The sequence below is a fragment of the Tamaricihabitans halophyticus genome (assembly GCF_004340875.1).
Taxonomy (GTDB): domain Bacteria; phylum Actinomycetota; class Actinomycetes; order Mycobacteriales; family Pseudonocardiaceae; genus Tamaricihabitans; species Tamaricihabitans halophyticus.
In genome coordinates this window covers 224428-249128 of record NZ_SLXQ01000002.1, presented here as the reverse complement: position 1 = coordinate 249128, position 24701 = coordinate 224428, and the positions used below count along the sequence as shown (strand labels likewise).

Sequence of the window (24701 nt, the reverse complement as noted above, 5' to 3'; positions counted from 1 at the left end):
GATGACTGAATCCGTCGACCAACGAGCGGTGCAACGCCGTACGGTGGCCGTGCTTTCCGCCGCTCAGGTACTTGGCGGCCTCGGGGTGGCCGTCGGTGTCGCCGTAGGCGGGTTGATCGCCGCGCAGATCGGCGGAACCGAATCGGTTGCCGGGCTGGCACAAACCTGCTCAGTGCTCGGCGCGGGACTGGTCGCGGTGCCGATCGCCTGGCTGACCCGCCGCAATGGCCGGCGATTCGCACTGGTCAGTGGCATGTCGACGGGAGCGATCGGTGCCGCCGTCGTGGTCGCCGGCTCGGCGTTCGATTCGCTGCCACTGCTGCTTTTCGGGTTGTTGTTGTTTGGCTCCGCGACCGCCGCCGGCCTGCAAGCACGCTATGCGGCAACCGATCTGGCCGCGCCGGAACGCACCGCGCGCTCGCTGGCCACCGTGGTGTGGGCGACCACGATCGGCTCGGTACTCGGCCCCAATCTGGCCGAACCCGCCGGCCGCCTCGGCACGTTGTTCGACTTGCCGCCGCTGACCGGGCCATTCCTGGTCTCGTTCGTCGGATTCGGTTGCGCCGCGGCGGTGCTCGCCGTGTTGCTGCGCCCCGACCCACTACGGCTCGCCGAGCGAACGGCGCGAGCCGCCACCGAGGGCACCCAGCCCACCGTCGGGCTACGCGCGACGCTGCCGGTGCTACGCGCGCGGCCACGCGCGCTGCTCGGCATGCTGACGATCGCCGCCGTACATCTGGCCATGGTCTCGGTGATGGTGATGACTCCGGTGCATATGGACCATGTGGACGTTTCACTGTCGGTGATCGGGCTGGTGATCAGCGTGCATATTCTTGGCATGTATGGCTTTTCGCCAGTGATCGGCTGGTTGGCCGACCGCTTCGGGCGGCTCACCGTGATCGTTGCCGCCGCGGTTGTCACCGCGCTGGCCGCGGCGGTGAGCGGGCTGGCCGCCGCGGACCAGGCCTGGCTGCTCGGAATAGGGCTCTTCCTGCTTGGGCTGGGCTGGTCGGGCGGCCTGGTCGCGGGCTCGGCGCTGCTATCCGAATCGGTGCCCACCGCCAATCGGGCCAGCGCGCAGGGTCTTTCCGATGTCGGGATGAACGCGAGCGCGGCGGTCGGCGGCGCCCTCGCCGGGGTGATCGTGGCGCAGGCCTCGTACGGCTGGCTCAACTTCGGTACCGCGGTACTCATGCTCGGCCTTGCCGGCTACGCGGTACTCGCGTGGCGCCAGCCAGATGAACGGGCAGCCCAGCATGTGTAATAAATGTTTCTTCCGTGCATATATGGCCAACCGCTGAAACTTCTAGTACGTTACCTGCACGCCCCCGTCCCGTGGAGACAGCTACTCATGCGCACTGCTTCCGATGTCTTCCTTGCTACCTGCGATCTGGCCAGCCAGGTTCGTGGCCGCTCGGTACCGTCCGCTAATCACGACGCGGTGCTGCGCGGCGGTGTCGGCTGGGTGCCGGCGAACCTCGGGCTGACCGCCTTTGGCGATATCACCTCCGGTGACGTGTTCGGTTCGATCGGCGATCTACGCATGTTGCCGGATCGGGAGACCGGCCTCGAATTGCCAGCCGACGGCGACCATCCGGGCCTTCGCATGTACCTGACCGATCTGACACACCCGGACGGAACTGCCTGGCCCTGCTGCCCGCGCGGCTTCCTGCGCGAGACACTGGACAAACTCGCGGATGAGGCGGGCCTGCGGGTACGCGCCAGCTTCGAGCACGAGTTCGTCCTTCGTGGACTGCCGAGCAGCGCGCCGTTCTCGCTACGCAGGCACCGCGATGCCGCGCGGTTCGGCGAGGATCTACTCGAGACACTCACCGCCAGCGGACTCGACCCGGAAACCTGGCTACCCGAGTACGGCGAGGATCAGTTCGAGGTCACGCTTTGCCCCACGGAGGGGCTACGTGCGGCAGACCGCGCGGTGTACCTCCGGGAACTCGTGCGCGACCTCGCGCTACGCAGGTCCATGTCCGCATCGTTCGCCCCGCTGCAGCACCCGGACGGCACCGGAAGTGGTGTACACCTGCATTTCAGCCTCACCGACAAGACCGGTGAGCCAGTGCTGTTCGACCCGGCCAAGCCTGGCCGGCTGTCCACGCTGGGGCTACGGTTCAGCGCGGGGATCCTCCGGCACGCCCGAGCGCTGACCGCGTGGACCGCGCCCAGCCCGGTCTCCTTCCTGCGCCTACGTCCACATCGCTGGAGCGTGCGCGGCGCGTTTCTCGCCGAGCACAACCGCGAAGCTCTGCTGCGGATCTGTCCAACAAGTACGGTTGTGGACACCGACCCGGCCCGGCAGTTCAATCTGGAGTTCCGCGCGGCCGATGCGACGGCAAACCCGTGGTTGACGCTCGCCGTCGTGCTCCGCGCCGGACTCGCCGGTCTTGCCGGCGGCGCCGACTACCCGGAACCCGTTGTATGGCCGGAGGAGGCAACCGAGCAGGACCTGGCGAACACGCCCACGCTGCCCGGATCACTTCCCGAAGCGCTTGCCGACCTGGAAGCCGATGACACCGTGCGGTCCTGGTTCGATCCTCGACTACTCGCCAGCCAGCTGGCCGTGAAGCGACACGAGATGGATCATCTCGCTGGCCTTGCCGATACCGAACGAGTCCGTAGGGTCGCCGATGCCTACTGAGAATGACATGACCGCGCTCGCCGAGACGATCAATCAGCTGCCACTTGTCGATCACCACGTGCACGGCGCGCTTCGCGCGGATGTTGACCGGGCGGGGTTGGAGAACCTGCTCACCGAATCGGACCGGCCGGTGCCCGGCTGGATGACCCAGTTCGACTCGCAGCTGGGTTTCGCGGTTCGCCGGTGGTGCGCGCCAGTTCTCGATCTGTCGCCGCATGCCTCGGCAGAGGACTATATGGACCGTCGGACGGAGCTCGGCACGCGGGAGGTCAACCGGCGGCTACTCACCGCCAGCGGGATAGGCCGGTACCTGGTGGAAACCGGGTTTCGTGGTGACGAGATCCTCGGCGTCACGGAAATGGCGGAAGCCAGCGGGGTACCGGCACACGAGGTGGTACGGCTGGAGACCGTTGCCGAGCAACTGGCTGGTGCAGGGGTCAGCGCAGCCGAGTTTCCCCACCGGTTCCCTGAGCTGCTCGCCGAGCTCAGCGCCGACGCGGTTGGCCTGAAGAGTATCGTCGCCTACCGCTACGGCTTCGACTTCGACCCAACTCGCCCCAGCGAGTCCGAGGTCGTCCGGGCGGCCGGAAACTGGCTACGCGAGGTGGAAACCAGTGGCGCGGCGCCGGTTGTCGACCCGGTGCTGCTGCGATTCCTGCTGTGGTCCGGAATCGACCGCGGCCTGCCGCTTCAGCTGCACAGCGGCTACGGCGATCCCGATCTACGCCTTGACCGGTGCGATCCGCTGCTGCTTACTGGTTGGCTGGAACTCGTCGAGCCAACCGGCGTGGATGTGCTGCTACTGCACTGTTATCCGTTTCACCGCTCAGCCGGCTACCTCGCGCAGGCCTACCCGCATGTCTTCTTCGATGTGGGCCTCGGCGTGAACTACACCGGCGCTCGCTCCGACGCGATCATCGCCGAATCCCTTGAACTCGCGCCGTTCGCCAAGGTCCTGTTCTCTTCGGACGCATGGGGCCCGCCAGAACTGCACCACCTCGGCGCCCTGCTGTGGCGACGCGGCATGCTGCGCGCGATCGGCGACTGGGTGGCCGATGGTGACTGGTCAACCGCGGATGCCTGCCGGGTCGTACGGATGATCGGCGCGGAGAACGCCACTCGGGTTTACCGCCTGCCAAGCACCACCACCTCGAACCCGTCGACATCGGAGTCAGCGGAACCAGAGAATGTTCCAACTAAGCATGGGAGAAGCACGGGTGCGTGACCTGCTCGCTGCCCTCAGCGAACAGATTGACCGGGAGCTACCGGGAGCCATTGAACTCCGGCACGAACTACACCGTTTGCCCGAGCTCTCTGGCGCGGAAGCGCGAACCAGGGATCGCGTGCTTGACGCGCTACCCGCCGAGCTCGCGCGCACGAGTGTCGCCGATACCGGCGCGGTACTGCGAATCGGTGGGCCAGGACGATCGGTCGCGGTGAGGGCCGAACTGGATGGCCTCGCGGTCACCGAGCGCACCGAATTGCCGTGGGCGTCCACCCGGCCTGGCGTCATGCACGCCTGTGGACACGATGTGCACCTGGCCGCGCTGGTCGCGCTCTGCCGGGCGGCGCACGCGGTCGACGTGCCGGTCCCGCTGGTTGGCATCCTGCAGCCGAGGGAGGAGACCTACCCTTCGGGCGCGCGCGATATCGCCGAATCCGGTGTCCTCACCGAACATCAAGTCCGCGCCACGATCGGCGCGCACGTGCAGCCGCTACTCCCGGACGGCACGGTGGCCTGCGTGCCTGGTGCGGTGAACGCCTCGTGTGACGAGTTCACCATCACCGTTCGCGGTAGCGGAGGGCATGCGGCTTATCCGCAGCTGACCAGGGACCCCGTCCTCGGCCTCACACAGGTCGTGGTCGCCGCGCAGAGCCTGGTGAGCCGCCGGATGGACCCGATGGCCACGGCCGTGCTCAGCGTGACGACATTGGACGCTGGCGCGGCACCGAACGTCACGCCGGATATCGCCACCGCGCGGGGCACGATCAGGGCGATGAACGAAACGGCGCGCCAGCAGCTGCACGCCGAACTCGCCGAACTTGTCGAGCGAGTCGCGGAAGCACACGGATGCGCCGGCGAGCTCGCCGTGCACGGCGGCGAACCGGTGCTGCACAACGATCCGCGGATCACCGAAGGCACCGCACGTTATCTTCGCGCGCAGGACATCACGGTCGACGAGGTACTGCGTTCGGCGGGCTCGGACGATTTCGCGTACTTCTCCGCGTGCTACCCGTCCCTGATGATGTTCGTCGGCACGCACGGCGGCAGCGAACGCCTGCATTCCGCCACCTTCGCGCCGGACGACGAACACATCAGGCAGGTGGCGCGGGCGATGCTCGCCGGCTACCTTGGCGCGGCCAGCACGCTGGGCATGGACGGCTAGTCACCATGCCCAGCGTATGCCGCCGTGCCAGGTAGGACAGAAACGCCGTAGCACGCTGGCCTCAGCCAGCCCGCAAACCGCAGTACTCGATGGCCGCGGCCGCGTACACCTTCGCGGTGTCCACGATCGACTCCACGGACACCCACTCGTCAGGTCCGTGCGCGTCCGCGCCGAGCGGGCCGTGGATCAGCGGGGTCGCGCCAGCTCCGCGGTAGAAGGCACCATCACATACGGCGACGAAACCGGTGATCTCCGCCGACCTGCCGAGGGCGGTGCGCTGCCGCCGGATGCTGTCCACCAACGGGAAGTCCAGCGGGGTATCGAAGGCCGGGAAGTGCAAGGAACCGAGTTCCCACTGCACGATCGGCGGGGTCTCGCGCAGCCAGGAATCCTGCGCCGCCCAGCTGCGCACGAACTCCTCGAACTCGGCGCGGACCTGGGCCGAGTTCTCGGTTGGCGAGTACTTGAGGTCGAAGTCGAGTACCGCCACATCAGGGGTGATCGCCGGGTTGGTCATCGTCACCGGCAGACCGTTCGCACCGATGCCGGAGCCGACCTGAACTACCCCGGGGTTGATCGTGGTAATCCCCGGTGGCAGCAGCGGATGCGCCGGTTTGCGGCAACCCCAGTCGCGCTCGAGCTGCCCCACCGCGGTGAGGAACCTGGCGGCCAGCTCTGCCGCGTTGACCCCCGGCCGGGTGCGGTCCGGGGTGTCTCGCTGCGGGTAGATATCGTTGTATCGCCAGCCAGCGTGCGCGTTGCGGCCGCGGATGGTGACCCTGACCCACTCCAAACCGGGCTGGCACGGCATGATCTGGCCTTCGGTTGGCTCGCCCACGATGACCGCGGACGGCACTCGGTCCGGGTCGCGGAGCAGATCCTTGGTACCGAAGCCGCCGGCTTCCTCGTCGACCACGCTGTGGATCTCGAAACGCCCGTCGAGTTCAATACCGCAGTCCCGCAGCGCCTTTGCCGCGGCGATACCCGCCGCGATTCCGGCTTTCATATCGTAACCACCGCGGCCATACAACCGTCCATCGTGGATCTCGGCGCCGAAAGGGTCCACCGACCAGGCCGCCTGATCGCCGACGGGGACCACATCGATATGCCCATTGATGGCCAGGCTGCGCTCGGCCGAACCGGCCCAGCTCCCCGCGACATTCGGCCGCCCGGCGAATACCTCGGCACGCGTCGTCGTCATATCGAGTTCGGCAAGCCGCGCGGCCACGATGTCCTGGGCCTCCGGCTCCCTGTTGATCCCCGGTGCTTCCTCGAACTTGGGGTTCACCGTGGGAACCCGCATCAGCTCGCGGGCCAGCTCCACCGGAAAGTCGCGCTGTCGCTCCACCTCGTCCAGCACGCGGGTGATCGCCGCCTGCACATCCATACCGTTCTCCTTTCCTCCCGCCGCGGCCGGCGAGATAACGACAGCGATTCCAGCGATAGCGACTACCGTGCCACCGTGTCCTCCGGTCGCGGCGGAACCTCCGCCCGAGCGGTGGCTTCCCGGATCGCCGGCCAGTGCCGAGCGGCGAGCGTCGTGGTGAGCCAGTAGCCGATACCGCTGAGTACCGCGATACTCGGCGTGGGCAGCAGCTCCTCGGGCACGAAGCCGTACGCCGCGGCGCCGAGCAGAATCCAGCCGAGCGCGATCGGGTTCACGCCGGCTACATACCAGTAGCGGCCGGCTGGTTCAAACAGCGCCGGCACTTCCAGTCTCGCGCGCTTGACGACGAGGTAGTCCGCGACCAGCACTCCCACCACCGGCGCGAAAACATTGCCCAACGCGGTCATATACCCTTCGAAATTGTCCACTACGGACGGAACCGCGGCCAGTGCGGTGCCCGCGATGGCGATCAGCACCGTGGCCCAGAAGCGGCCCGCGCGCGGAATCATGTTCACCAGCGCGAGCCCACCTGTGTACAGGTTCAGCACGTTGATCGTCCAGTTGTCCAGCACGAGAACGACGAGAACCAGGAACAGCGTGATCGCGCCGACGCCGAGCCCGGGAATCACCTCGAAGGGGTTTGCTTGGGTGCCGAGCGTCGCCGCTGCCGCGTACGCACCGAAACAGGCCGATACGGTAGCGCCGAGCAGGGCCGCGCCCATCGTGCCGAGCCACATGTCCTTACGCGAACTGGTGTAGCGGCAGTAATCGGCGGCATCGGTGATCTGGGTGAACCAGGTCGCCGCGGTCGCGTTCGTCCACACCGCGAAGATCGCCCACTGCCAGCCGTTTCCTTCACCGGAGTAGCTGAAGACCTCGGCGGGTGAGAAACCGGGAGCGTCGTGGGTAGCGAGCAGGTAGCCGAGATACCCGAGGATCACGATCTTCAGCGGGAAGGCCACTCGGGACAGATGTTTGAGCGACCGGTAGCCGAACAGCGCCACCACGGCCTGCAGTACCGCGAAGATCACGCTGACCAGGATCACCGAAACGTCGACACCCAGCCATACCTCGAGCACCGCGGTGATCCCGAGCGCGCCCGCGATGGTCTGGAACGCGAACCAGAACGCCGAGGCAACCGAGCGCAGCGCGGAAAGCAGCCATTTGGACGCCCGGATGCCGAGCGTCGCCCTTGTCGCGACGATGCCGGGAAGGCCGTAGTCGACGCCGATCGTGGACATGATCGTGTAGGCGATGAAAGCAATGGCGATCCCAAGTACCTGGGCACTCACCGCGGCCCAGAAGGACAGCCCGGAGACCACCGCCAGCCCGCCTACCAGGATCAACCCTGGGTTCAGCAGCACGTTGACGATGATCTGGAACAGATCGAGCCAGCGTACGGTTCGCGCGCTGGCGGGTACCGGTTCAACGCCGTACTGTTCAACGCCTTTCGGCTGCCGGTAGGTCGGGCGTGGCGCCCCGGTCGATCGCGCGCCCGCGCCGTCGCCAGTACCGTTTTCCATTGTTTCCCGCTCTCCCCACGCTGGTCGAACCCAACGTCGAAGTATTCGCCCGCAAGGCGCGGAACGGCCTCATTGGACGAGCGCCGACCGGTAGGTCCGTCGGCTCACCAACCCAAGTGATGTTATGGCCGTTACAACTACGCGGTCAATAGGATCTGATGTTACGTTTGTGAGATCGATGGTGCTCCGTCAGATGCCGGCTCCGCGCGGTCGGCGCCATCCGCCTACGCTGACTGGCAGGTGCGGCAACACGCTTCTCGGGAGGACTCGGTGACCGGAAAGGCCAAGGGGCGCAAGGGCGATGATGCGGACGGCGTCGCACAGCCGACCGGCATACCGGCGACCGTCGCCGATCGCACCCACGAGAAGCTCGCCGAGCTCAGCCCGAGCGAACTCAAAGTCGGCCGCGCGCTTCTCGCCTCCTATCCCGTGGCCGGACTGGAAACCGTGGCGGAACTGGCCAAGCGCGCCCTGGTGAGCGCACCCACCGTGCTGCGCTTCGCCGCCCGGATCGGTTTCGAAAGCTACCCGGCCATGCAGGAAGCGTTGATCCGCGAAGTACACGCGCAGATGGGCTCACCACTTCGCCAACTCGCCGACGCGGATCGCGGGACGAGCCAGGACCGGCCGATCGGCGAGGCCGAACAGCACTATCAGCAGGTGCTCGCCAACAGCTTCGCGGCACTGCCGCACACAGAGTTCACCAGGGCGACCGAGCTACTCGCCGATCCTCGGTTACGTATTCACCTGCTCGGTGGCCGGTTCAGCGGGGTACTCGCCGATTACCTGGCCGCGCACCTGGTACTCATCCGTAAGGCGGTGCGAACCGTGCCGGCTGGCGAGTTGACGCGTGCCACTACCCTGCTCGACCTCGGAGCGCGCGACGTGCTCGTGCTGTTCGACTACCGCCGCTACGACAACGCCACGGTCGAGTTCGCTCGCCAGGCGGCCGACCAGGGAGCACGTATCGTACTGTTCACCGACCCGTGGCTCTCACCGGCAGCGCATATCGCGGAGATCGTGCTGCCGTCCAGGGTCGAGGCACCAAGCCCGTTCGATTCACTGGTGCCGGCCATGGCGGTGCTGGAAACGCTGGTCGCCGCGGTCACTTCGCGGCTTGGCCAAGGTGCGCACGACCGGCTCAGCGCGGTCGAGGAACTCTACGAACCGGACGCTTAGTCGCCAGCCACGGCTAGCCGTGCCGCAATCCGGCGACGATGAACGAGCGCAACAGATCGGCCTTGGCACCTGGATTCGATTCGTCCGAAATGGTCCCATCCGAAATGGAACTGAGCCGGTCGTCGAAGGCGCTCTGGGTCAAGGCGCCCACCGCGAACAGGTACGCCCACTCGTAGAAGCCCTCCCGCTTGCCGGGTAGTGCCACGCGCAGCGCGGCGATGAACTGGCGCGCCATCGGGTCGAAAAGCGTGCCGATCACCGGCCGGTCCTGGCTGGACGGATCAGCCGCCTCACGCAGCACCAGGCGTCGGTACCACCGGCCATCCTCGGCGAGTTCGACCACCGGATCGAGGAACGCGCGCACGACCCGCTCCACCGCGTCCGGCGCGGTCAGGTCCTCGATCACGGTCAATCTGCGCAATCGCTCGTCGTTGACGTACTGCCGTCGCTCGAACACGCTGACGTAGAGCCGAAGCTTCGATTCGAAGTGGTAGACGAGCAGCGACAGTTTGACCTCAGCCGCGCCAGCCACCTGGCGCAGCGTGGTGCCGTGGTATCCATGCTCGGCGAAGATCCGCTCGGCCGCATCCAGAATGCGGTTTCGCCGATCGGGCGCCGCCCGCTCGACCCGCTCGCCGGAGTCACCTGCCGCTGACGATCCCATCCACCCAATTCCGTTCTGCCGGTTCACCTGACCCTAATCGTGCGCGATCAACTCAACCGCCGGCCCGGCACACCGTTGACGAAACTGACTGTACGTCCGTACAGTACGCCTCAGATTGCCACCTGGCCGAGGCCGCCACGGCATGGGGAACGAGCCACATTCAAAGGAGAGTGTTCGGTGAAACGCACCCGATGGATCATTCTCGGCGGCGGCTTCATCGCCTACCTGTTCGACGCGATGGAGATCCTGCTGCTCGCCCTCGCGCTCCCCGCGATCCAGGACGATCTGGGCCTGACCGGCGCCGAAGGTGGTCTGCTCGCCACCGCGACACTGCTCGGTATTGGCGTGAGCAGTGTGCTCGCTGGCTATCTCGCGGACAATTTCGGGCGTAAGAAGGCGTTACTCGGATCGTTGATCACCTTCGGCCTGTGCACCGCCGCGCTGGCCGTGGTCCCTAACTTCACGGTGTTCCTGATCCTGCGATTCGTGGCCGGCTTCGGCCTGGGCGGGGTGTGGGGCGTGGTGTCCGCCTACGTCGTGGAAACCTGGCCGAGCCAGCATCGCGGCCGTGCGGCGGCGTTCGTGCTCAGCTCATTCCCGATCGGCGGCGCGGTCGCCGCCGTACTTTCCGGGTTCTTTCTGCCGGACTGGCGGTTGCTGTTCCTGGTGGCTGGCACGGCGGTGATCCTGCCGGTACTCATCGTGGGCATCTTCTTCGACGAGTCACCGGAATGGCTAGCGAACCGGCGGCGGGAAGCCGGGCCCCGGGCGGCGACCGATCGCGTCTCGATCGGCGAGATCTTCGAACCGGCTATCCGCCGGAACACGATTCTCGCTACCCTGGTCGCCACTCTCGCGCTGATCGGCTGGTGGGGTGGTTCGACCTGGCTCCCTACCTATCTGAGCGCCGAACGTGGTATCGACTCGGAAAGCGTGGCGGTCTACATGACCGTACTCAACCTGGGAATGTTCGTCGGCTACAACGTATTCGGTGTTATCGCCGACCGGATCGGACGCCGTGCCGCCATCATCATCTCGCTGGCCGGCGTCGCCGTAACCCTTCCGCTGTACGCGCTGACCAGCAATCAGACCGCGCTGCTCTGGTTCGGCCCGCTGTTCGCGTTCTTCGCCGCCTTCGTGGGACTGTTCGGTTCGTACATCGGCGAACTGTTTCCCACCAGGGTGCGCACCACCGGTGCCGGGTTCTGCTTCAACATCGGCAGGGGCATCTCCGCGTTCGCGCCGTTCGCCCTCGCGCCGATCGCCGCCGCCGCTGGCCTGAGTGTCGGCCTGCTGATCTGTGCGGGCTTTTTCGCGGCTGCCGCGCTGCTGACCTTTCTACTGCCCCGTACCGATCGAGCCCACCATCGAGATGCGCCGGACCAGACACCCACCAGAACCGAACCAGCCGGATAACCCATGCCATAAACCCGAGGCGTAAAACCCAGTCCCGTCCACTCGCTGCCCGAAGGAATCCGCCATGCCGAACCGAGCGCTGCCACCGCCGGAACTCATCGAAGTCGCCCCAGGGGTGTACGGCTATATCCAGCCGGACGGCAGCTGGATGGTCAACAACACCGGGATCATCACCGACGCCGACGGTTCCTACCTGCTGGTGGACACCACATCCACGGAGCAACGCAATCGCGCGCTGCTCGCCACGGTGGCGGAGATCAGCACGCGGTCGCCGAGGGCCCTGGTCAACACGCATCATCACGGCGACCACACCTATGGCAACTGGTTGATGCCCGCGCACACACCGATCATCGGGCATGTCACCTGCCGCGAGGATGTGCTTGCTGCCGGTCTCGCCGCTGCCGAACTGCTGACCGGCCCGGACTACGGGCACGTGGAACTACGCCCGCCGGATCTCACCTTCACCGATACGATGACCATGCACCTCGCCGAACGCCAGGTGGACCTGATCCACGTCGGCCCGGCGCACACCCGCAGCGATGTTCTTGTCTGGCTTGCCGAACAGCGCACGCTGTTCGCCGGGGACCTGGCCTTCGCCGGCGGGCAGCCCTTCCTGGTGGAGGGCAGCGTGGCCGGCTATCCGCGCGCGCTGGCCCGGATCCGCGAGCTCGAACCGGACGTCCTCATTCCCGGGCACGGACCGGTCTGTCGCGGCGACGAGGTGGCCACGCTGCTCGACAACCTCGATGACTACGCCAGTTTCGTGGACACAGTGGCACGTACCGGACACGCCGCGGGGATCAGCCCACTCGAGGCGGCACGCGCGGCAAGCGACAGCCGGTTCGCACGCTGGCAGGAAAGTGAACGTCTGGTCGGAAACCTGCACCGGGCCTATTCCGAGCTGGACGGCAACCCGGTGGACAAGCGGATCCCACTCGGTGCCGTGTGGACGGATATGGTCGAGTTCAACGGCGGCCCGATCGGCTGCTTCGCGTAACGCCGCTTGGCCTCCGGCAGGCCGGCGTGTTCAGGGAAACGTCCCCGGTGCTCCGACCGCCGCAATAACCTTAAGGAATGCGGTTCGGCGGACGCCGGCATAGTCAGCTATCCAGGAGCGAAAAATGCGTTGGGTCACCTACCTTTCCCCGGAAACCGGCGAGCAGTGCCCCGGTCTGCTCAATGGCACTCAGGTGCGCGGGCTCGGTCCGCGGGAGAGTCTGCTCGATCTGCTCGAGTCCGAAGGCGGGCTGGACGCGGCGGCCGAGCGTGCCGAGCAGGCGCCCGTCGAGGTTGCCGAACTCGGGAACATCACGCTGTGCGCGCCAATCCCACGCCCGCCTTCGATCCGCGACTTCCTGTCCTTTGAGGAACATCTACGCAACGCGCGGCAGGCTCTGGGCCGTCCGGAGATCCCGCCGCTATGGTTCGAGCAACCAGTCTTCTACTTCACGAATCCCGCCGCGGTACACGGTCCGGACGAGACGATCGCGATCTCCCCCGGTTCGCGCTCCTTCGACTACGAGGTAGAAGTGGCGGCGGTCATCGGCCGTGCCGGCGGCAACCTGGCACCAGGCGAGGCCGAAGCACATATCGCCGGATACACCGTGTTCTGTGACTGGTCCGCGCGCGATGTGCAGGCGCACGAATCGACCATCGGGCTCGGCCCGGCGAAAGGCAAGGACAGCGCGACCAGCATCGGTCCCGTGTTGGTAACCCCGGATGAACTGGAGCCGTACCGGAAGGGCAACGGCTACCAGCTGGCCATGCGCGCCTCGGTGAACGGCCAGGACTACGGTGGCGGCAGCTGGGCGGATATCTACTGGTCGTTCGGTGAGATGCTCGCCTATGCCTCGCGTGGCACCACGCTCGTTCCCGGTGACGTCATTGGCAGCGGAACAGTGGGTACCGGCTGCATCCTGGAACTGTCCGGACTACACGGCGGGGAGCGCTACCCCTATCTGCTCCCCGGCGACACCGTACGCGTCGAGATCGCCGAGCTCGGGGCGATCACCGGGCATATCGCACCGAGCGCGCCGCTGATTCCCATTCGCTGAGCAGCGCACCGGCCGGCCTGGTCAGGGCGCGATCCCGACATCGCCTTGTTGGCGCCAGCGTTCGGCGCGTTTCGCGGTGAGCGCTGGCCACTGGGTACCACCGGGGCGCGGGCGTACCTTGCTCGCATAGCTCGCCGGCGCATAGTCGGGCCGGTAGAAGCAGCCGGTTGCGTAACTGGCGTCGAATGCCGCGCAGGACGCGGCCACCGAGTGCGGGGTCGGCTTGCGCCCGGTGTCCACCCAACTGGACAGCGCGGCGATCGAGTTCGCGTACTCGGCGTCACTCAGTCCACTGTGTTCATCTTCCGCGGTAAAGGTCTGCACGAGATACCCACCGCTGCCCGCGCCGGCGAGGCTGGCGCGGTAGGCGGCCTCCTGTTCCACGAAGACCGTCGGATCGCCGATCGCGTGCAGGGTGAGAACCGGTACCGACACCGCGCCCGTCGGGTCGCTGTCGTAGGAGAGGTCGCGCCGGGCGGATCGGTCCGCCGCGAACCGCTCGACACCGGCATTGAGCGCCGCGTCGTCTCGCGAACCCGAGTAGCGCACACCCAGGTTGCTGAACGGGTTACGGCCACCGAGTCGATTGTGGACTATGTCGCGGAAGGTGAAGGTCGCGAACTTCAGGTGCGACTCCAAGCTGCGCTCGGGTATCCTGGTGACGGCCAGTATCTCGTCCAGCTTCCGCTGCTGGACGGCGCTACGTTCAGTGGGCGACGAGGCATACCCGGTGCATTCCTGTAACCGCCCACGCAAGTCGTCCTCGGTCATCGTGGCCTTGGCGGGCAATCCCATCCACAGTGGATATTGCGGTTCGGTTGGCCGAGGATGATTCCCGCAGTAGTACTGGTAGACCACCCGGAGATCCACCCGGTAGTCGTAGCCGCGCGAACCGCCGGCGAGCAAGCCGTTGGTGAGCAGTACCCCCGCGTACGGCGACTTCGCATCGGTCCCGAAGCCCTCGGCGATCTTCGCGGCGATATTGCCACCCCAGGACTGACCGTGCAGCAGGGTTTTCCGGGGTTCGCCGAATTCCCGTACGAACAGTCGCCGCAGGCTCTCGGTGTCCCGCGCGGCCATCTCCGCGCCATATCCGCCGCGCCGGTATGACGAGCCCGCCCAGGCGTAGCCCTCCCGCACCATGACGGTCCAACGTTCGAGGTCGTCCGCGCTCCGTTGTGGATCGGAATCCGCTGGTTCCAGATCCGGCCCACCGTGCGCGTGCATGACGAGCGAGCCGTTCCATTCGTTCGGAATCGCGATCGAGTAGTACGCGCCAGTGGTGTCCCTACCGGCAAAACAGGTTGCGGCCGTGGCGATCGCCGCAGGGCAGGCAGCTGGTTCGGGCCCGCTCCGAGCCGTCGCGGTTGGTATCCCGGTGCCGAGCAGCGCCAGCAAGGCGACCAGGGTGACGACCGCGCGGCGCATATACCGCCCGGCCAGCCGAGCTCCACTCGAAGCAGGTCCCACAACGCACTCCTTCGCGGCCAACGCATCATCGCGTGACGAGGACACTAGGCGCATGGACCGGGTAAAGCGGGTTTCGTTCATTAAGTTCACGGCAGGCGGTAGACGGAGACATGCGCCGGTGATTCGGCGGTGAACTCGGCGCCCGACCAGTCCGCATGCCGCGCCTCCAGCTCGAAGCCGGCCAACCGGGCCATCAGATCGAGCTCCGCCGGCCAGATATAGCGCTGCTGACAACGCGACAGCCTGGCCTGCCGGGACTCAGTGAACTCGACATGATGCGAGATCAGGTGCTGCCGCAGCGGATCGTAGGTGTCCACACCGAGATAGCCGGGCTCGTTCGTGAAGACAACCGCGTCCTGGCCTGGCGGGAGCTTACGCAGCTCGGGTACGCCGAGTTCGATCACGAACCGGCCACCAGGAACCAGATGGCGTGCGGCGTTGTGGAAACACGCGATCTGGGCGTCCTGATCGAGCAGATTGGAGATCGTGTTGTAGACGAGATAGACGAGCGAGTACCGCCCGGGAGCGCTGGCTTCCGCCATATCACCGACGATGACCGGAATCGTGTCCGCATCCGCTTTGCCGCGCAGCTGGTCGATCATCGGCTCGGACAACTCGATGCCGGTGAACGGGACACCGCGTTCGGCGAGCGGAACGGCTACCCGACCCGTACCCACGGCGAATTCGAGCGCCGCGCCCGCTCCCGCGAGGCCGGCAAGACGGTCGACGGTGGCGGCGAGCACCTGCGGCGCGAACATTCCACGGCCCGGCGTGTCATAGCGTCGGGCCGTTTCCGCGTCCCAAATCTCCTGTTGCCACATAACAAGAACGATCGGCCTGGCCGCACGGCGCCGTCCACTGAATTTCCGCCGGCGACCCCGTCTTGCGACGGCGGCTAGCTGAATCCGCTCGGCCGTGCCGCTTGCGGCACGGCCACCGGTTCAGGACGGGCGAGCAGCACCGAGTTGACCACCTCGCCCCAGGGATGCATTTCCAGCAGTGGCCGGAACCCGAGTAGATCGTCGGCGGCTACGGCCGGGTACAACACGGTGCGCAGCCGGTGCGCGGACCGGACGAGCAGTCGGGCATCCGCGCGCATATTACGTGACAGCGCCGCGAGCACCGGGCGTTTCGCGGCGCCGTCCATCCCGACTAGCGCGGCAAGTACCACGAGATCGGCCTCCCGCAGCTCGGCAAGGCCCGCCGCTTCGGAGGCATCCGCGACCACGGTAGACACTCGATCGGACAGTCCCAGCGTGGCGGCCAGTTCGGCACCCGATGCGCACGCCCGCGTGTTGTGATCGACGTGGACCACTCGGATGCCATGCTCATGCGCGAGCACCAGGCCGGTCAGGGGCAGCGGCCCAGCACCAAGAATCACCACGGACTTCGGCATACCGAAGCCGACCGCCTCCGCCGCGGCAAGCTCCATTCGCACCAGCTCGCGATAGTTGTCCAGGTAAGGGAACTGCCGTAGCGCGGTCCACGCGTCGTCGGCGGCCAGTACGCGTTCGGCCCAGTGGTGTTCGAGCAGGGTCTCGCCACGGGCGCTCACCGCGCGCAACGCGGGAACCAGCTCCGCCGAACGCGGATCCGCGAGCACCTCCCGGGCATCGCGCTCGCCCGCCCGAACGCATAACTCGACCAATCGGCCGAACGCGGCGTCGGTGGTCGGCGAAGGCCGGAGATCCGTCGCGGCAAGCTGGGCGTGCAGCCTGGACAACTCGGTCAGCAGCACGGAGGACGGACACGACTCGGGGTACGGGTGGCTGGCCTCGATGCGGCCTGACTGTGATGACTGCACGGGTAGACCTTAGGCTGAATGACAGTCATTTTCATTAAGACGTTCAGGTGTGCCGCACCACTCATCTCGCCAGATACCGCTACCGGCTGTCACGAGGCAACCCCTTGCCACTGCGTCGGGCGCGGCTACCTGCCTCTACCATTCCGCGGATGACCGCCTACGACGATCTCGATGCGTTCGAGCACCTGAACACCTCGGCACTACCCGTTCGTCAGCAACGAATCCTGGTCGCTATCCGGGACTGGGTGAACAGGTACGGCTACACGCCGAGCACGCGAGAAATCGGTGACGTCGTCGGCCTGCGGTCCACATCCTCGGTGGCCAAACATCTGGCAAGCCTCGAGGACAAGGGCATTCTGCGCCGCGGTCGCGCGCTGTCCAGGCAGATCGATATGCGGGCCTTTCTGCACCAGCCGGCGGCCAAGGATTCGGCCGAGGACGCCGTGCGGGTGCCGGTTGTCGGCGATATCGCCGCGGGAACCCCGATCACCGCCGAAGAGCACGTGGACGACATGCTCACGCTGCCAAGGGAACTCACCGGGCGCGGGAACGTCTTCGGGCTACGGGTGCGCGGCGACTCGATGATCGACGCCGCCATCTGCGATGGGGATATCGTCGTGGTGCGGCAAACACCCGAGGCGCATTCCGGACAGATCGTCGCGGCGATGCTGGACGGCGAGGCAACCGTCAAGGTCTACCGGCGGCGCAATGGGCATGTCACGCTGGAACCACGCAATCCCGCGTACCAGGACATCGATGGCGACGAGGCCATCGTGCTCGGCATCGTGACCTCCGTACTGCGCAGCGTGTAGCCGCGGCTAGTCCCCGCCCGAGGCTGGTACGGAAAGACCCGGGATCTCCGGATGGTCGAGTAGCGCGCCAACGACGGCATCCACCGCCGCCCGTGGCGCGGTCCCGCGCCGGACGACGATCGCGACGTTACGGTGCACCGGTGTGGTGAGCTCGCGGGTAACCACCGCATAGTTCGGTGCGACGGCCATCGCGGGCAACAGTGTGACCGATCGTCCGGCTTCGACGTGTTGCACGGCCAGCAGGTAGTTGCTGAACCGGCAGGCCACCCTCGGCGCAAAACCGGCTTCCCTGCACAGCCGAGCGGTCAGCTCGGCCAGGTAGGAGCCGGGCCGGTCACATGCCCAGGTCTCCGCCGCGCAGGCGGCAAGATCGACCACGCGCCGGTTGGCCAGCGGATGTCCCTTCGGCAGCACCAGCACCACCGGATCGGTACCGAGCGGGATGATCTCCAGATCCCGATCCCACGGGAACTCGACATAATCGGTGGTCGTCACGATCACGTCCAGCTCGCCGGTGCGTAGCGCGGACCCACTCTCATGTGGTTCGGATTCGATCAGCTCCACATGCAGATGTGGATGCGAGTCGGCCAGCCGAGCGGCCGTAGGGACGGCAAGCGGGTGAATCGCACTCTGGAAGGCACCCAGCCGGACGGTACCGATCGGCTCGTCGTTGAGCGCCCGCAGTTCCGCTTCGGCCTCGGCCATCCGGTCGAGGATCTCCCTGCCCCGCCGGGCAAGCGCCACCCCGGTTCGGGTCAACCGGACCCGCCGACCGGCTCGGGCGAGCAGCTGGCTATGCGTTTCCGCCTCGAGCACGGCGAGCTGCTGGGACACCGTGGACGGGCTCAGATGCAGCGTTTCGGCAACCGCGCGGATGGTGCCGAGACTGTCGAGCAAACCGAGCAGGCGAAGCCGCCACGGGTTCAACATCCAGCAAATTGTACGGCAACATCGAACAGAATCGTCGATATCATGTGATAGACGTGCACCGTTGTCGTTCGTAACGTCGAAACCATGCCGCAGGACACCAATACCCAGCTTCGCCACCTCGTCCGCTATTTCGGACACGGCACGTTCAGCCCTGAGATCATCGACCGGGCCGAGGGAAACTCGGTGTTCACCGAGGACGGCAGGGAGCTACTCGACTTCACCTCCGGACAGATGAGCGCCATCCTCGGCCACGCTCATCCGGAGATCGTCGCGACGGTCCGCGACCAGGTCAGCCGGTTGGACCACCTCTACAGCGGTATGTTGAGCCGCCCAGTACTCGATCTGGCCGGCCGGCTCGCCGAGACGCTGCCCGCCTCACTCAGCAAGACCATGCTGCTCACCACCGGAGCGGAGGTGAACGAGGCTGCGGTCCGGATGGCCAAACTGGTCACCGGCCGATACGAGATCGTCTCCTTCGCTCGCTCCTGGCATGGCATGACGCAAGCGGCCGCGAACGCGACGTACAGCGCGGGACGATCCGGTTATGGACCGCCCGCGCCCGGGAACTTCGCCCTGCCTGTCCCCGACCGGTTCCGCCCTGACCTCGTTGACGCGAACGGAAACCTGGACTGGCGCCGGCAACTCGATCTTGGTTTCGACCTGATCGATGCCCAGTCCGCCGGTAGCCTCGCGGCCTGCCTGGTCGAACCCATCCTGAGTTCCGGCGGAATCATCGACCTGCCACCCGGATATCTGGCCGCGCTGCGGGACAAATGCCACGAGCGCGGGATGTTGCTGATCCTGGATGAAGCGCAGACCGGGTTGTGCCGTACCGGCGACTGGTACGCGTTCGAACGGGACGGCGTTGTACCGGACATCCTCACGCTGTCCAAGACCCTCGGCGCCGGGCTCCCCTTGGCCGCCATGGTGACCAGCGAGGAGATCGAGCGGGAGGCCCACGATCGCGGGTTCCTGTTCCTCACCACGCACGCCAACGATCCGCTGCCAGCCGCGGTCGGCAATACCGTGCTGGACGTGCTGGCACGGGATCGCCTCGAACTGCGCGCACGGGAACTCGGCGAGCGGATGCGCAACGGGCTACACGAACTCGCCGGCCGGCATCCGGCGATCGGCGACATCCGGGGTCGCGGACTGCTGATCGGACTGGAGCTGGTGAACGAGCAGGGCGCCGGCGGCGGTGACGACACAGACAAACTCGGCGCCGCGGTCACCCGACGGTGCGCCGAACTCGGTCTGCATATGAACATCGTGCAGCTGCCGGGGATGGGCGGCACCTTCCGCATCGCCCCACCATTGACCGCATCGGATGCCGAGATCGATCGCGGGGTAGCTATTCTGGACAACGCACTGACCGACGTTACCCACTGACTGGATTCCGCCGGGTGCTGCCGATCCCGGAGGCTAGGAGCGCGGTAGATGGTTTTCGCCGAGGCAACACTGACGGCGGATATCCGAAGGGTCTGCGGCGCGTACGGGCCGGCCGAGCGCTTGTACGGTGGCGAGGAATCCGCCGCCTGGCGGGTAGCCGACAAGGTCGTCCGGATCGGCGCGTCCACAACGGACCCGGCAGAGCTGGCTATCGGCGCAGCGTCGTGGTGCCACCGAGTCGCCACCGCGGCACGAGATCAGGGCTGCGCCGAAGCGGTCACTCCACTACAGCTGCCAGGCGGTACCGGAACCGTGACGTTGGTCGGCAACCGCGTGGTTTCGCTGTGGCCGTATATCGATGGCGTCTGGCCAGCAGCAGCCGATGTCACCACGGCGCCAGCGGCGGCACGGCTGCTCGGCCGGCTACACCGCGCGCTCGCCGGCGCGAGCGTCGGTGCCCGCCCGAAGCCGTGCTTTCTCGAGCCCGGCCTGGACGGCAGGGCCAGCTATGCCGATCCGCTACTGCACGATCCGCGCCTGGACGCCTGGCTCGCGGAGTTCTCCGCCGAGGCCGGGCCACGACATCCACTGCACGGCGACTACTACCGCGGCAACCTGCTGGCTGCGCGGGACGGGTCCGGCCGGCTGATCGCCGTGCTCGATTGGGATGAGGCTTTCGTTGGCAGGCCCGAAATCGAAGTGGCGAGTGCGGTACTCGAGTTCTCCGGCGAGTTCCGCTTCGATCCGGTGCGGCTACGGAGCTTCACCGAGAACTATATCGCTGCCGGCGGTACTGCCGAACGCCTCGACGAGGAGACCCTCGTGCAGCTGATGCGTCACCGGCTGCGGCGCGAGAGTGTCTACTTCGTACAGGCAAGCGCGCGCGGGCTAGCACAGGACGAGGAGGACCTGGACTACCACCGGCGACGGCTGGCCGCCTTCGGCCAGCTGCGCCCGTAACGGCCACCCTGGCGAGCGCAAGCACAGTTGTGGCTGCCCCGAAAATAGTGTCGCGCTACGCGCCCTTGGCCGCGCGGCGCATTACCAGCATCGTGGAGCTCGAGCCCGGGCATCCGGGCAGTCCACCGTGCTAGACCACACTGGGGGCCAGCAATGACCGATGCGCTGCAACTCGTCGACGAGTGGGGACCGGAGAAGATCGTCGTCGTTTCGCACCGCCGTACGGGCATGCGGGGCGTACTCGTCATCGACAACACCGCGCGCGGTATCGGCAAGGGCGGTACCCGGATGGCACCGTCGGTCACCGTGCCCGAGGTAGCCAGGCTCGCGCGGAACATGACATGGAAATGGGCGGCCGTCGACCTGTTCTACGGTGGCGCCAAGGCCGGCATCATCGCGGACCCGAGTGCCGCCGACAAGGAGGCGGTGCTGCGGGCCTTCGCGCGGGCCCTGCACAACGAGGTGCCAAGCGAGTACGTGTTCGGGCTCGATATGGGCCTGACCGAACAGGACGCCGCGATCATCCAGGACGAACTCGGTGACCGCGGCACCGCGGTCGGCACGCCGGCGGAGCTGGGCGGTCTTGCCTACGATCAGCTTGGGGTCACCGGATTCGGCGTCGCGGAGGCAGCCGAGGCCGGCGCGGCCATGCTCGACCTACCGCTTTCCGGGGCCCGCGTGGCCATCCAGGGCTACGGCGCGGTCGGCAAGGCGGCCGCGCAACGTTTCCACCAACTCGGTGCCACCATCGTCGCGGTATCCACCGCGCACGGCGGGCGATATGACCCTGCCGGGCTGGATGTCGCCACGCTCAGCGCGGCCAGCGCCGAATACGGCGACGCCTTCGTCAACCGCATCGACATCGGCTCGCCGCTCGCCGCCGGCAAGGAGCTTCTTGCCGACTGCGAGATCCTGGTTCCCGCCGCCGTGCAGGACGTGATCGACGAGGATATCGCGCAAGCGGTACAGCCACGGCTCATCGTCGAGGGAGCCAATCTGCCGACCTCGCCGAACGCCCAGGCGATCCTCGCGAAGCGCGGTATCCCGGTCATCCCGGATTTCGTCGCCAACGCCGGCGGAGTGATCGCGGCCGCCTTCGCGATGGACGCGCGCCACTCCGGATTCCGGCCGGACACCACGGACATGTTCCGTACCATCGCCGAGAAGCTGCGCGCCAACGCCCAGACGGTGCTCACCGCGGCGACCCGCGATCAGCTCACCCCGCACCAGGCCGGCCGGCGCCTTGCCGAGGAACGGGTGCACGCCGCGATGCGCGGCAAAGGGCGCCTGCCGGGGTAGGTCACAGGAAGCTGACGTTCTGCGCGAGCGTCAACTCGCTCGAGTAGTTGACCGTGTTGGTGGCCCTGCGCATGTAGGCACGCCATGCGTCCGAACCGGACTCCCTGCCACCACCGGTTTCCTTCTCGCCACCGAACGCGCCGCCGATCTCGGCTCCCGAGGTACCGATGTTGACGTTCGTGATCCCGCAATCCGAACCATCGGCCGCCAGAAACCGCTCGGCCTCCTGCTGGTCCCGGGTGAACACCGAGGACGACAGCCCTTGCGGAACCCCGTTGTGCAGGGCGATCGCCTCGTCGAAGTCATCGTAGGTGAGCACGTAGAGGATCGGCGCGAAGGTTTCCTGCCGCACGATCGCGCTCTGCTCCGGCATCCGTACTACGGCGGGCTCCACATAGGACGCGTTGGGCACCTCGTCGACCAGCCGGGCACCACCACCGACAAGTACCTCGCCGCCCTCGGCTACGGCCTTCTCCAGGGCCTGCCGCATGCCCTCGGCCGCGGCGGCCGAAACCAGCGGGCCGACCAGCGTGCCTTCCGCGAACGGGTCACCGACGGGCAGCTTGCGGTAGGCGGCCACCAATCGATCGACGAACTCGTCCGCGATGCTGCGATGCACGATCAGCCGTCGCAGCGTGGTGCACCGCTGCCCCGCGGTACCCGCAGCGGCGAATACCACACCGTGCAAGGCGAGATCGAGATCCGCCGAGGGCGCCACCACGGACGCGTTGTTGCCACCCAGTTCCAGCAGACAGCGGCCGAACCGCGCGGCAACCCTCGGCCCGACCTCGCGTCCCATCCGGGTGGAGCCGGTCGCACTCACCAGCGCCACCCGGGAATCGTCAACCAGCTGCTCGCCGACCCGCCGGTCGCCGAAGAGGACCTGGTGTACCGCCGGTGGTGCGCCGACTTCCCGCACCGCGCGATCCACCAGGTGGCCACAGGCGAGCGAGATCAGCGGAGTCGCCTCGGATGGCTTCCACACCACGGGATCACCGCACACCAGGGCGACCGCGGTGTTCCAGGACCAGACGGCGGCGGGAAAGTTGAACGCCGAGATGACCCCAACGACACCGAGCGGATGCCAGGTCTCGGCGAGCCGGTGCCCAGGGCGTTCGGATGCAATCGATCGACCGTAGAGCTGCCGGGAGAGCCCGACCGCGAAGTCGCAGATATCGATCATCTCCTGGACTTCGCCAAGCGCTTCGGAACGGATCTTGCCGGCTTCGATGGTGATCAGGTCGGCGAGGTCACCCTGATGGGCGCGCAGCAGGTCGCCGAGCCGGCGAACCAGTTCACCTCGCGCCGGCGCGGGTGTCGTGCGCCAGACGCGGAAGGCGGCCTCGGCAGCGGCAATGGCGTCCTCGGTCTCCTGTTCGGTGGTGGCGTGCAGCTCGAACAGGTCCTCGCCGGTGATCGGTGTGCGGGCGGTGAGCCCATGCCCTACCGGCAGGGTGGCGCCCACGGCGTCAAGTGCCGCCGAGGCACGCTCTCGAACGTTGTCGGTGCCAGGCGGAACGGTGTCGGTCATACGATTTCCTTCCCAGTAGCGGTGCTCGCCACCGTTGTCACACGATGCGAGTCTCTGGACGAACGGTAGCGCCGGCGGCGAACCGGCTCGCGCTGAGCGGACCCACGTCAACAACCGGTTCGCGATCGAGATACAGATCCCTGATCACCTCGCCTACGGCGGGTGCCTGGAGGAATCCGTGACCGGAGAATCCGGTGGCGTACAAGAAATTCGATGGCTCCTCGGCACGGCCGATGAGCGCGTTGTGGTCGGGCGTCACCTCGTACAGCCCAGCCCAGCCAGGTTTGAGCCCGACGTCGAGCAGCCCTGGCGCTCTGCGTTCGATCGCCGCGCCGAGTCGCGGTAGCCAGTCCGGCGAGTAGTCCAGGTGGAACCCGGGTTCCTGGTCCGGATCAGACATCCCGAGCATCAGTCCCCTGCCCTCCCGGTGGAAGTAGAACGAGGTGGCGAAGTCGATCGTGAACGGCACCGCCGACGGTAACTGGGGCATCGGCTCGGTGAACATCACCTGCCGGCGTACCGGCCGCACGGGCAGGTCGAAGCCGGCAAGCTGGCCGATACCGGCTGACCATGCGCCGGTCGCGCAGATGACGGTGTCGGCGGCCACCACACCCCCGTCGGTCACCACCGTGCGCACCCTCTCGGCGTCGCAGTCCAGCTCGAGCACGGTCACCCCGGTACGCAGGGTGGCGCCGCGGCGACGCGCGCCGGTCGCGTAGCCGAGGACAACCGACTCCGGAGTGCAGTGCCCGTCGTCCGGCGAATACGCCGCCGCGAGTAGGCCGTCCGAATCAGCCAGCGGGGACAGCCGACGCGCTTCGGCCACGTCGAGCATCCTGCTCGGGATGCCGAGCTCGTTCTGCAACGCGACATCCCGCTCGAACGCCGTGACTTGCTCCGATGTAGACAACAGGAACAGGTAGCCAACCTGGTGAAGGTCGATCTCCTGGCCTGGCCGCTGCCCGAAACGTTGGAAGGCTTCGAGGCTACGCGCGCCAAGCGCGATGTTCAGCTCGTCGGAGAACTGGGCACGCACCCCACCCGCGGCCCGGCAGGTCGAACCGGCGCCGAGTTCACCCCGGTCGAGCAGCAGCACGTCGGAGACGCCCGCTTCGGCCAGGTGGAACGCGATACTGGTGCCGATCACCCCGCCGCCGAGGATGACGACCGCGGCGCGCTCGGGCAGTGGACTCGCGGGCATCCGGGTGACCTCCCTGAGGTGGCCGAATCAGATCCCCACCAT

General features: G+C 67.0%; 21 protein-coding genes. 12 read left to right on the top strand and 9 right to left on the bottom strand.

All coding sequences use genetic code 11. The annotated features are described in order from the left end of the window. Position 1: 1 nt before the first annotated feature. From EV191_RS08765 to EV191_RS08750, 4 genes are all read left to right on the top strand, one after another. Entirely contained in the window at positions 2-1264 is a 1263-nt protein-coding gene (locus tag EV191_RS08765; RefSeq protein WP_132876420.1) for an MFS transporter, read from the top strand. Positions 1265-1351: 87 nt separating this feature from the next. Beyond that, positions 1352-2653 (top strand): type I glutamate--ammonia ligase, encoded by a 1302-nt coding sequence (locus EV191_RS08760; RefSeq protein ID WP_132876419.1) that lies wholly within the window; start codon positions 1352-1354, stop codon positions 2651-2653. Continuing rightward, positions 2643-3878 (top strand): amidohydrolase family protein, encoded by a 1236-nt coding sequence (locus tag EV191_RS08755; RefSeq protein ID WP_243658839.1) that lies wholly within the window; start codon positions 2643-2645, stop codon positions 3876-3878. Before EV191_RS08760 ends, EV191_RS08755 begins: the two co-directional genes overlap by 11 nt. After that, positions 3856-5040: a M20 metallopeptidase family protein gene (locus EV191_RS08750; protein WP_132876418.1), complete on the top strand. Its 1185-nt coding sequence runs from the start codon at positions 3856-3858 to the stop codon at positions 5038-5040. Before EV191_RS08755 ends, EV191_RS08750 begins: the two co-directional genes overlap by 23 nt. Positions 5041-5101: 61 nt before the next feature. Here the strand turns inward: EV191_RS08750 and EV191_RS08745 are convergent, their stop codons facing one another. Both EV191_RS08745 and EV191_RS08740 read right to left on the bottom strand, forming a co-directional pair. Beyond that, a complete protein-coding gene (locus EV191_RS08745; RefSeq protein ID WP_132876417.1) occupies positions 5102-6427 on the bottom strand; it encodes a M20 family metallopeptidase in 1326 nt (441 codons plus the stop codon). A 62-nt stretch (positions 6428-6489) separates the two neighbouring features. Then, positions 6490-7950 (bottom strand): purine-cytosine permease family protein, encoded by a 1461-nt coding sequence (locus EV191_RS08740; RefSeq protein ID WP_132876416.1) that lies wholly within the window; start codon positions 7948-7950, stop codon positions 6490-6492. A 270-nt stretch (positions 7951-8220) separates the two neighbouring features. Between EV191_RS08740 and EV191_RS08735 the strand changes: the two genes are divergently transcribed. Further along, positions 8221-9129 (top strand): MurR/RpiR family transcriptional regulator, encoded by a 909-nt coding sequence (locus tag EV191_RS08735; RefSeq protein ID WP_207894462.1) that lies wholly within the window; start codon positions 8221-8223, stop codon positions 9127-9129. Between the two features lie 13 nt (positions 9130-9142). On the opposite strand, the gene EV191_RS08730 is transcribed toward EV191_RS08735, so the two are convergent. Then, on the bottom strand, positions 9143-9793 hold the full coding sequence (locus EV191_RS08730; protein ID WP_132876415.1) for a TetR/AcrR family transcriptional regulator: 651 nt from the start codon (positions 9791-9793) through the stop codon (positions 9143-9145). Positions 9794-9970: 177 nt separating this feature from the next. On the opposite strand from EV191_RS08730, the gene EV191_RS08725 reads away from it, so the two are divergent. The 3 genes from EV191_RS08725 to EV191_RS08715 all read left to right on the top strand — a co-directional run bounded on the left by EV191_RS08725 (position 9971) and on the right by EV191_RS08715 (position 13263). Then, on the top strand, positions 9971-11209 hold the full coding sequence (locus EV191_RS08725; protein ID WP_132876414.1) for an MFS transporter: 1239 nt from the start codon (positions 9971-9973) through the stop codon (positions 11207-11209). A 64-nt stretch (positions 11210-11273) separates the two neighbouring features. After that, positions 11274-12206, top strand: coding sequence for an MBL fold metallo-hydrolase (locus EV191_RS08720; RefSeq protein WP_132876413.1), 933 nt, complete (start codon positions 11274-11276; stop codon positions 12204-12206). 124 nt (positions 12207-12330) lie between these two features. Beyond that, positions 12331-13263: a fumarylacetoacetate hydrolase family protein gene (locus EV191_RS08715; protein WP_132876412.1), complete on the top strand. Its 933-nt coding sequence runs from the start codon at positions 12331-12333 to the stop codon at positions 13261-13263. 21 nt (positions 13264-13284) lie between these two features. On the opposite strand, the gene EV191_RS08710 is transcribed toward EV191_RS08715, so the two are convergent. From EV191_RS08710 to EV191_RS08700, 3 genes are all read right to left on the bottom strand, one after another. Further along, positions 13285-14733: a hypothetical protein gene (locus EV191_RS08710; RefSeq protein WP_207894461.1), complete on the bottom strand. Its 1449-nt coding sequence runs from the start codon at positions 14731-14733 to the stop codon at positions 13285-13287. Between the two features lie 86 nt (positions 14734-14819). After that, the gene (locus EV191_RS08705; protein WP_132876411.1) at positions 14820-15554 is read right to left on the bottom strand and encodes a class I SAM-dependent DNA methyltransferase; all 735 of its coding nucleotides are present in this window, start codon (positions 15552-15554) and stop codon (positions 14820-14822) included. Between the two features lie 74 nt (positions 15555-15628). Further along, positions 15629-16537, bottom strand: a complete 909-nt coding sequence (locus tag EV191_RS08700; protein ID WP_243658838.1) for a nicotianamine synthase family protein — start codon at positions 16535-16537, stop codon at positions 15629-15631. A gap of 149 nt (positions 16538-16686) precedes the next feature. Here EV191_RS08700 and lexA point away from each other — a divergent pair, with 149 nt between their 5' ends. Beyond that, positions 16687-17349: a transcriptional repressor LexA gene (gene lexA / locus EV191_RS08695; RefSeq protein ID WP_132876410.1), complete on the top strand. Its 663-nt coding sequence runs from the start codon at positions 16687-16689 to the stop codon at positions 17347-17349. A gap of 6 nt (positions 17350-17355) precedes the next feature. Here the strand turns inward: lexA and EV191_RS08690 are convergent, their stop codons facing one another. Further along, the gene (locus EV191_RS08690) at positions 17356-18279 is read right to left on the bottom strand and encodes a LysR family transcriptional regulator (protein ID WP_132876409.1); all 924 of its coding nucleotides are present in this window, start codon (positions 18277-18279) and stop codon (positions 17356-17358) included. Positions 18280-18363: 84 nt separating this feature from the next. On the opposite strand from EV191_RS08690, the gene EV191_RS08685 reads away from it, so the two are divergent. The 3 genes from EV191_RS08685 to EV191_RS08675 all read left to right on the top strand — a co-directional run bounded on the left by EV191_RS08685 (position 18364) and on the right by EV191_RS08675 (position 21927). After that, positions 18364-19668 (top strand): aspartate aminotransferase family protein, encoded by a 1305-nt coding sequence (locus tag EV191_RS08685; protein ID WP_132876408.1) that lies wholly within the window; start codon positions 18364-18366, stop codon positions 19666-19668. A 48-nt stretch (positions 19669-19716) separates the two neighbouring features. Continuing rightward, positions 19717-20628: a phosphotransferase gene (locus tag EV191_RS08680; RefSeq protein WP_132876407.1), complete on the top strand. Its 912-nt coding sequence runs from the start codon at positions 19717-19719 to the stop codon at positions 20626-20628. Positions 20629-20781: 153 nt separating this feature from the next. Next, complete coding sequence (locus tag EV191_RS08675) at positions 20782-21927, top strand: Glu/Leu/Phe/Val family dehydrogenase (RefSeq protein WP_132876406.1); 1146 nt, start codon at positions 20782-20784, stop codon at positions 21925-21927. Between the two features lies 1 nt (position 21928). Here EV191_RS08675 and amaB read toward each other — a convergent pair whose 3' ends face one another. Together amaB and EV191_RS08665 are read right to left on the bottom strand one after the other, a co-directional pair. Continuing rightward, positions 21929-23458, bottom strand: a complete 1530-nt coding sequence (gene amaB / locus EV191_RS08670) for an L-piperidine-6-carboxylate dehydrogenase (protein WP_132876405.1) — start codon at positions 23456-23458, stop codon at positions 21929-21931. A 37-nt stretch (positions 23459-23495) separates the two neighbouring features. Continuing rightward, entirely contained in the window at positions 23496-24659 is a 1164-nt protein-coding gene (locus tag EV191_RS08665; protein ID WP_207894460.1) for an NAD(P)/FAD-dependent oxidoreductase, read from the bottom strand. Positions 24660-24701 lie beyond the last annotated feature (42 nt).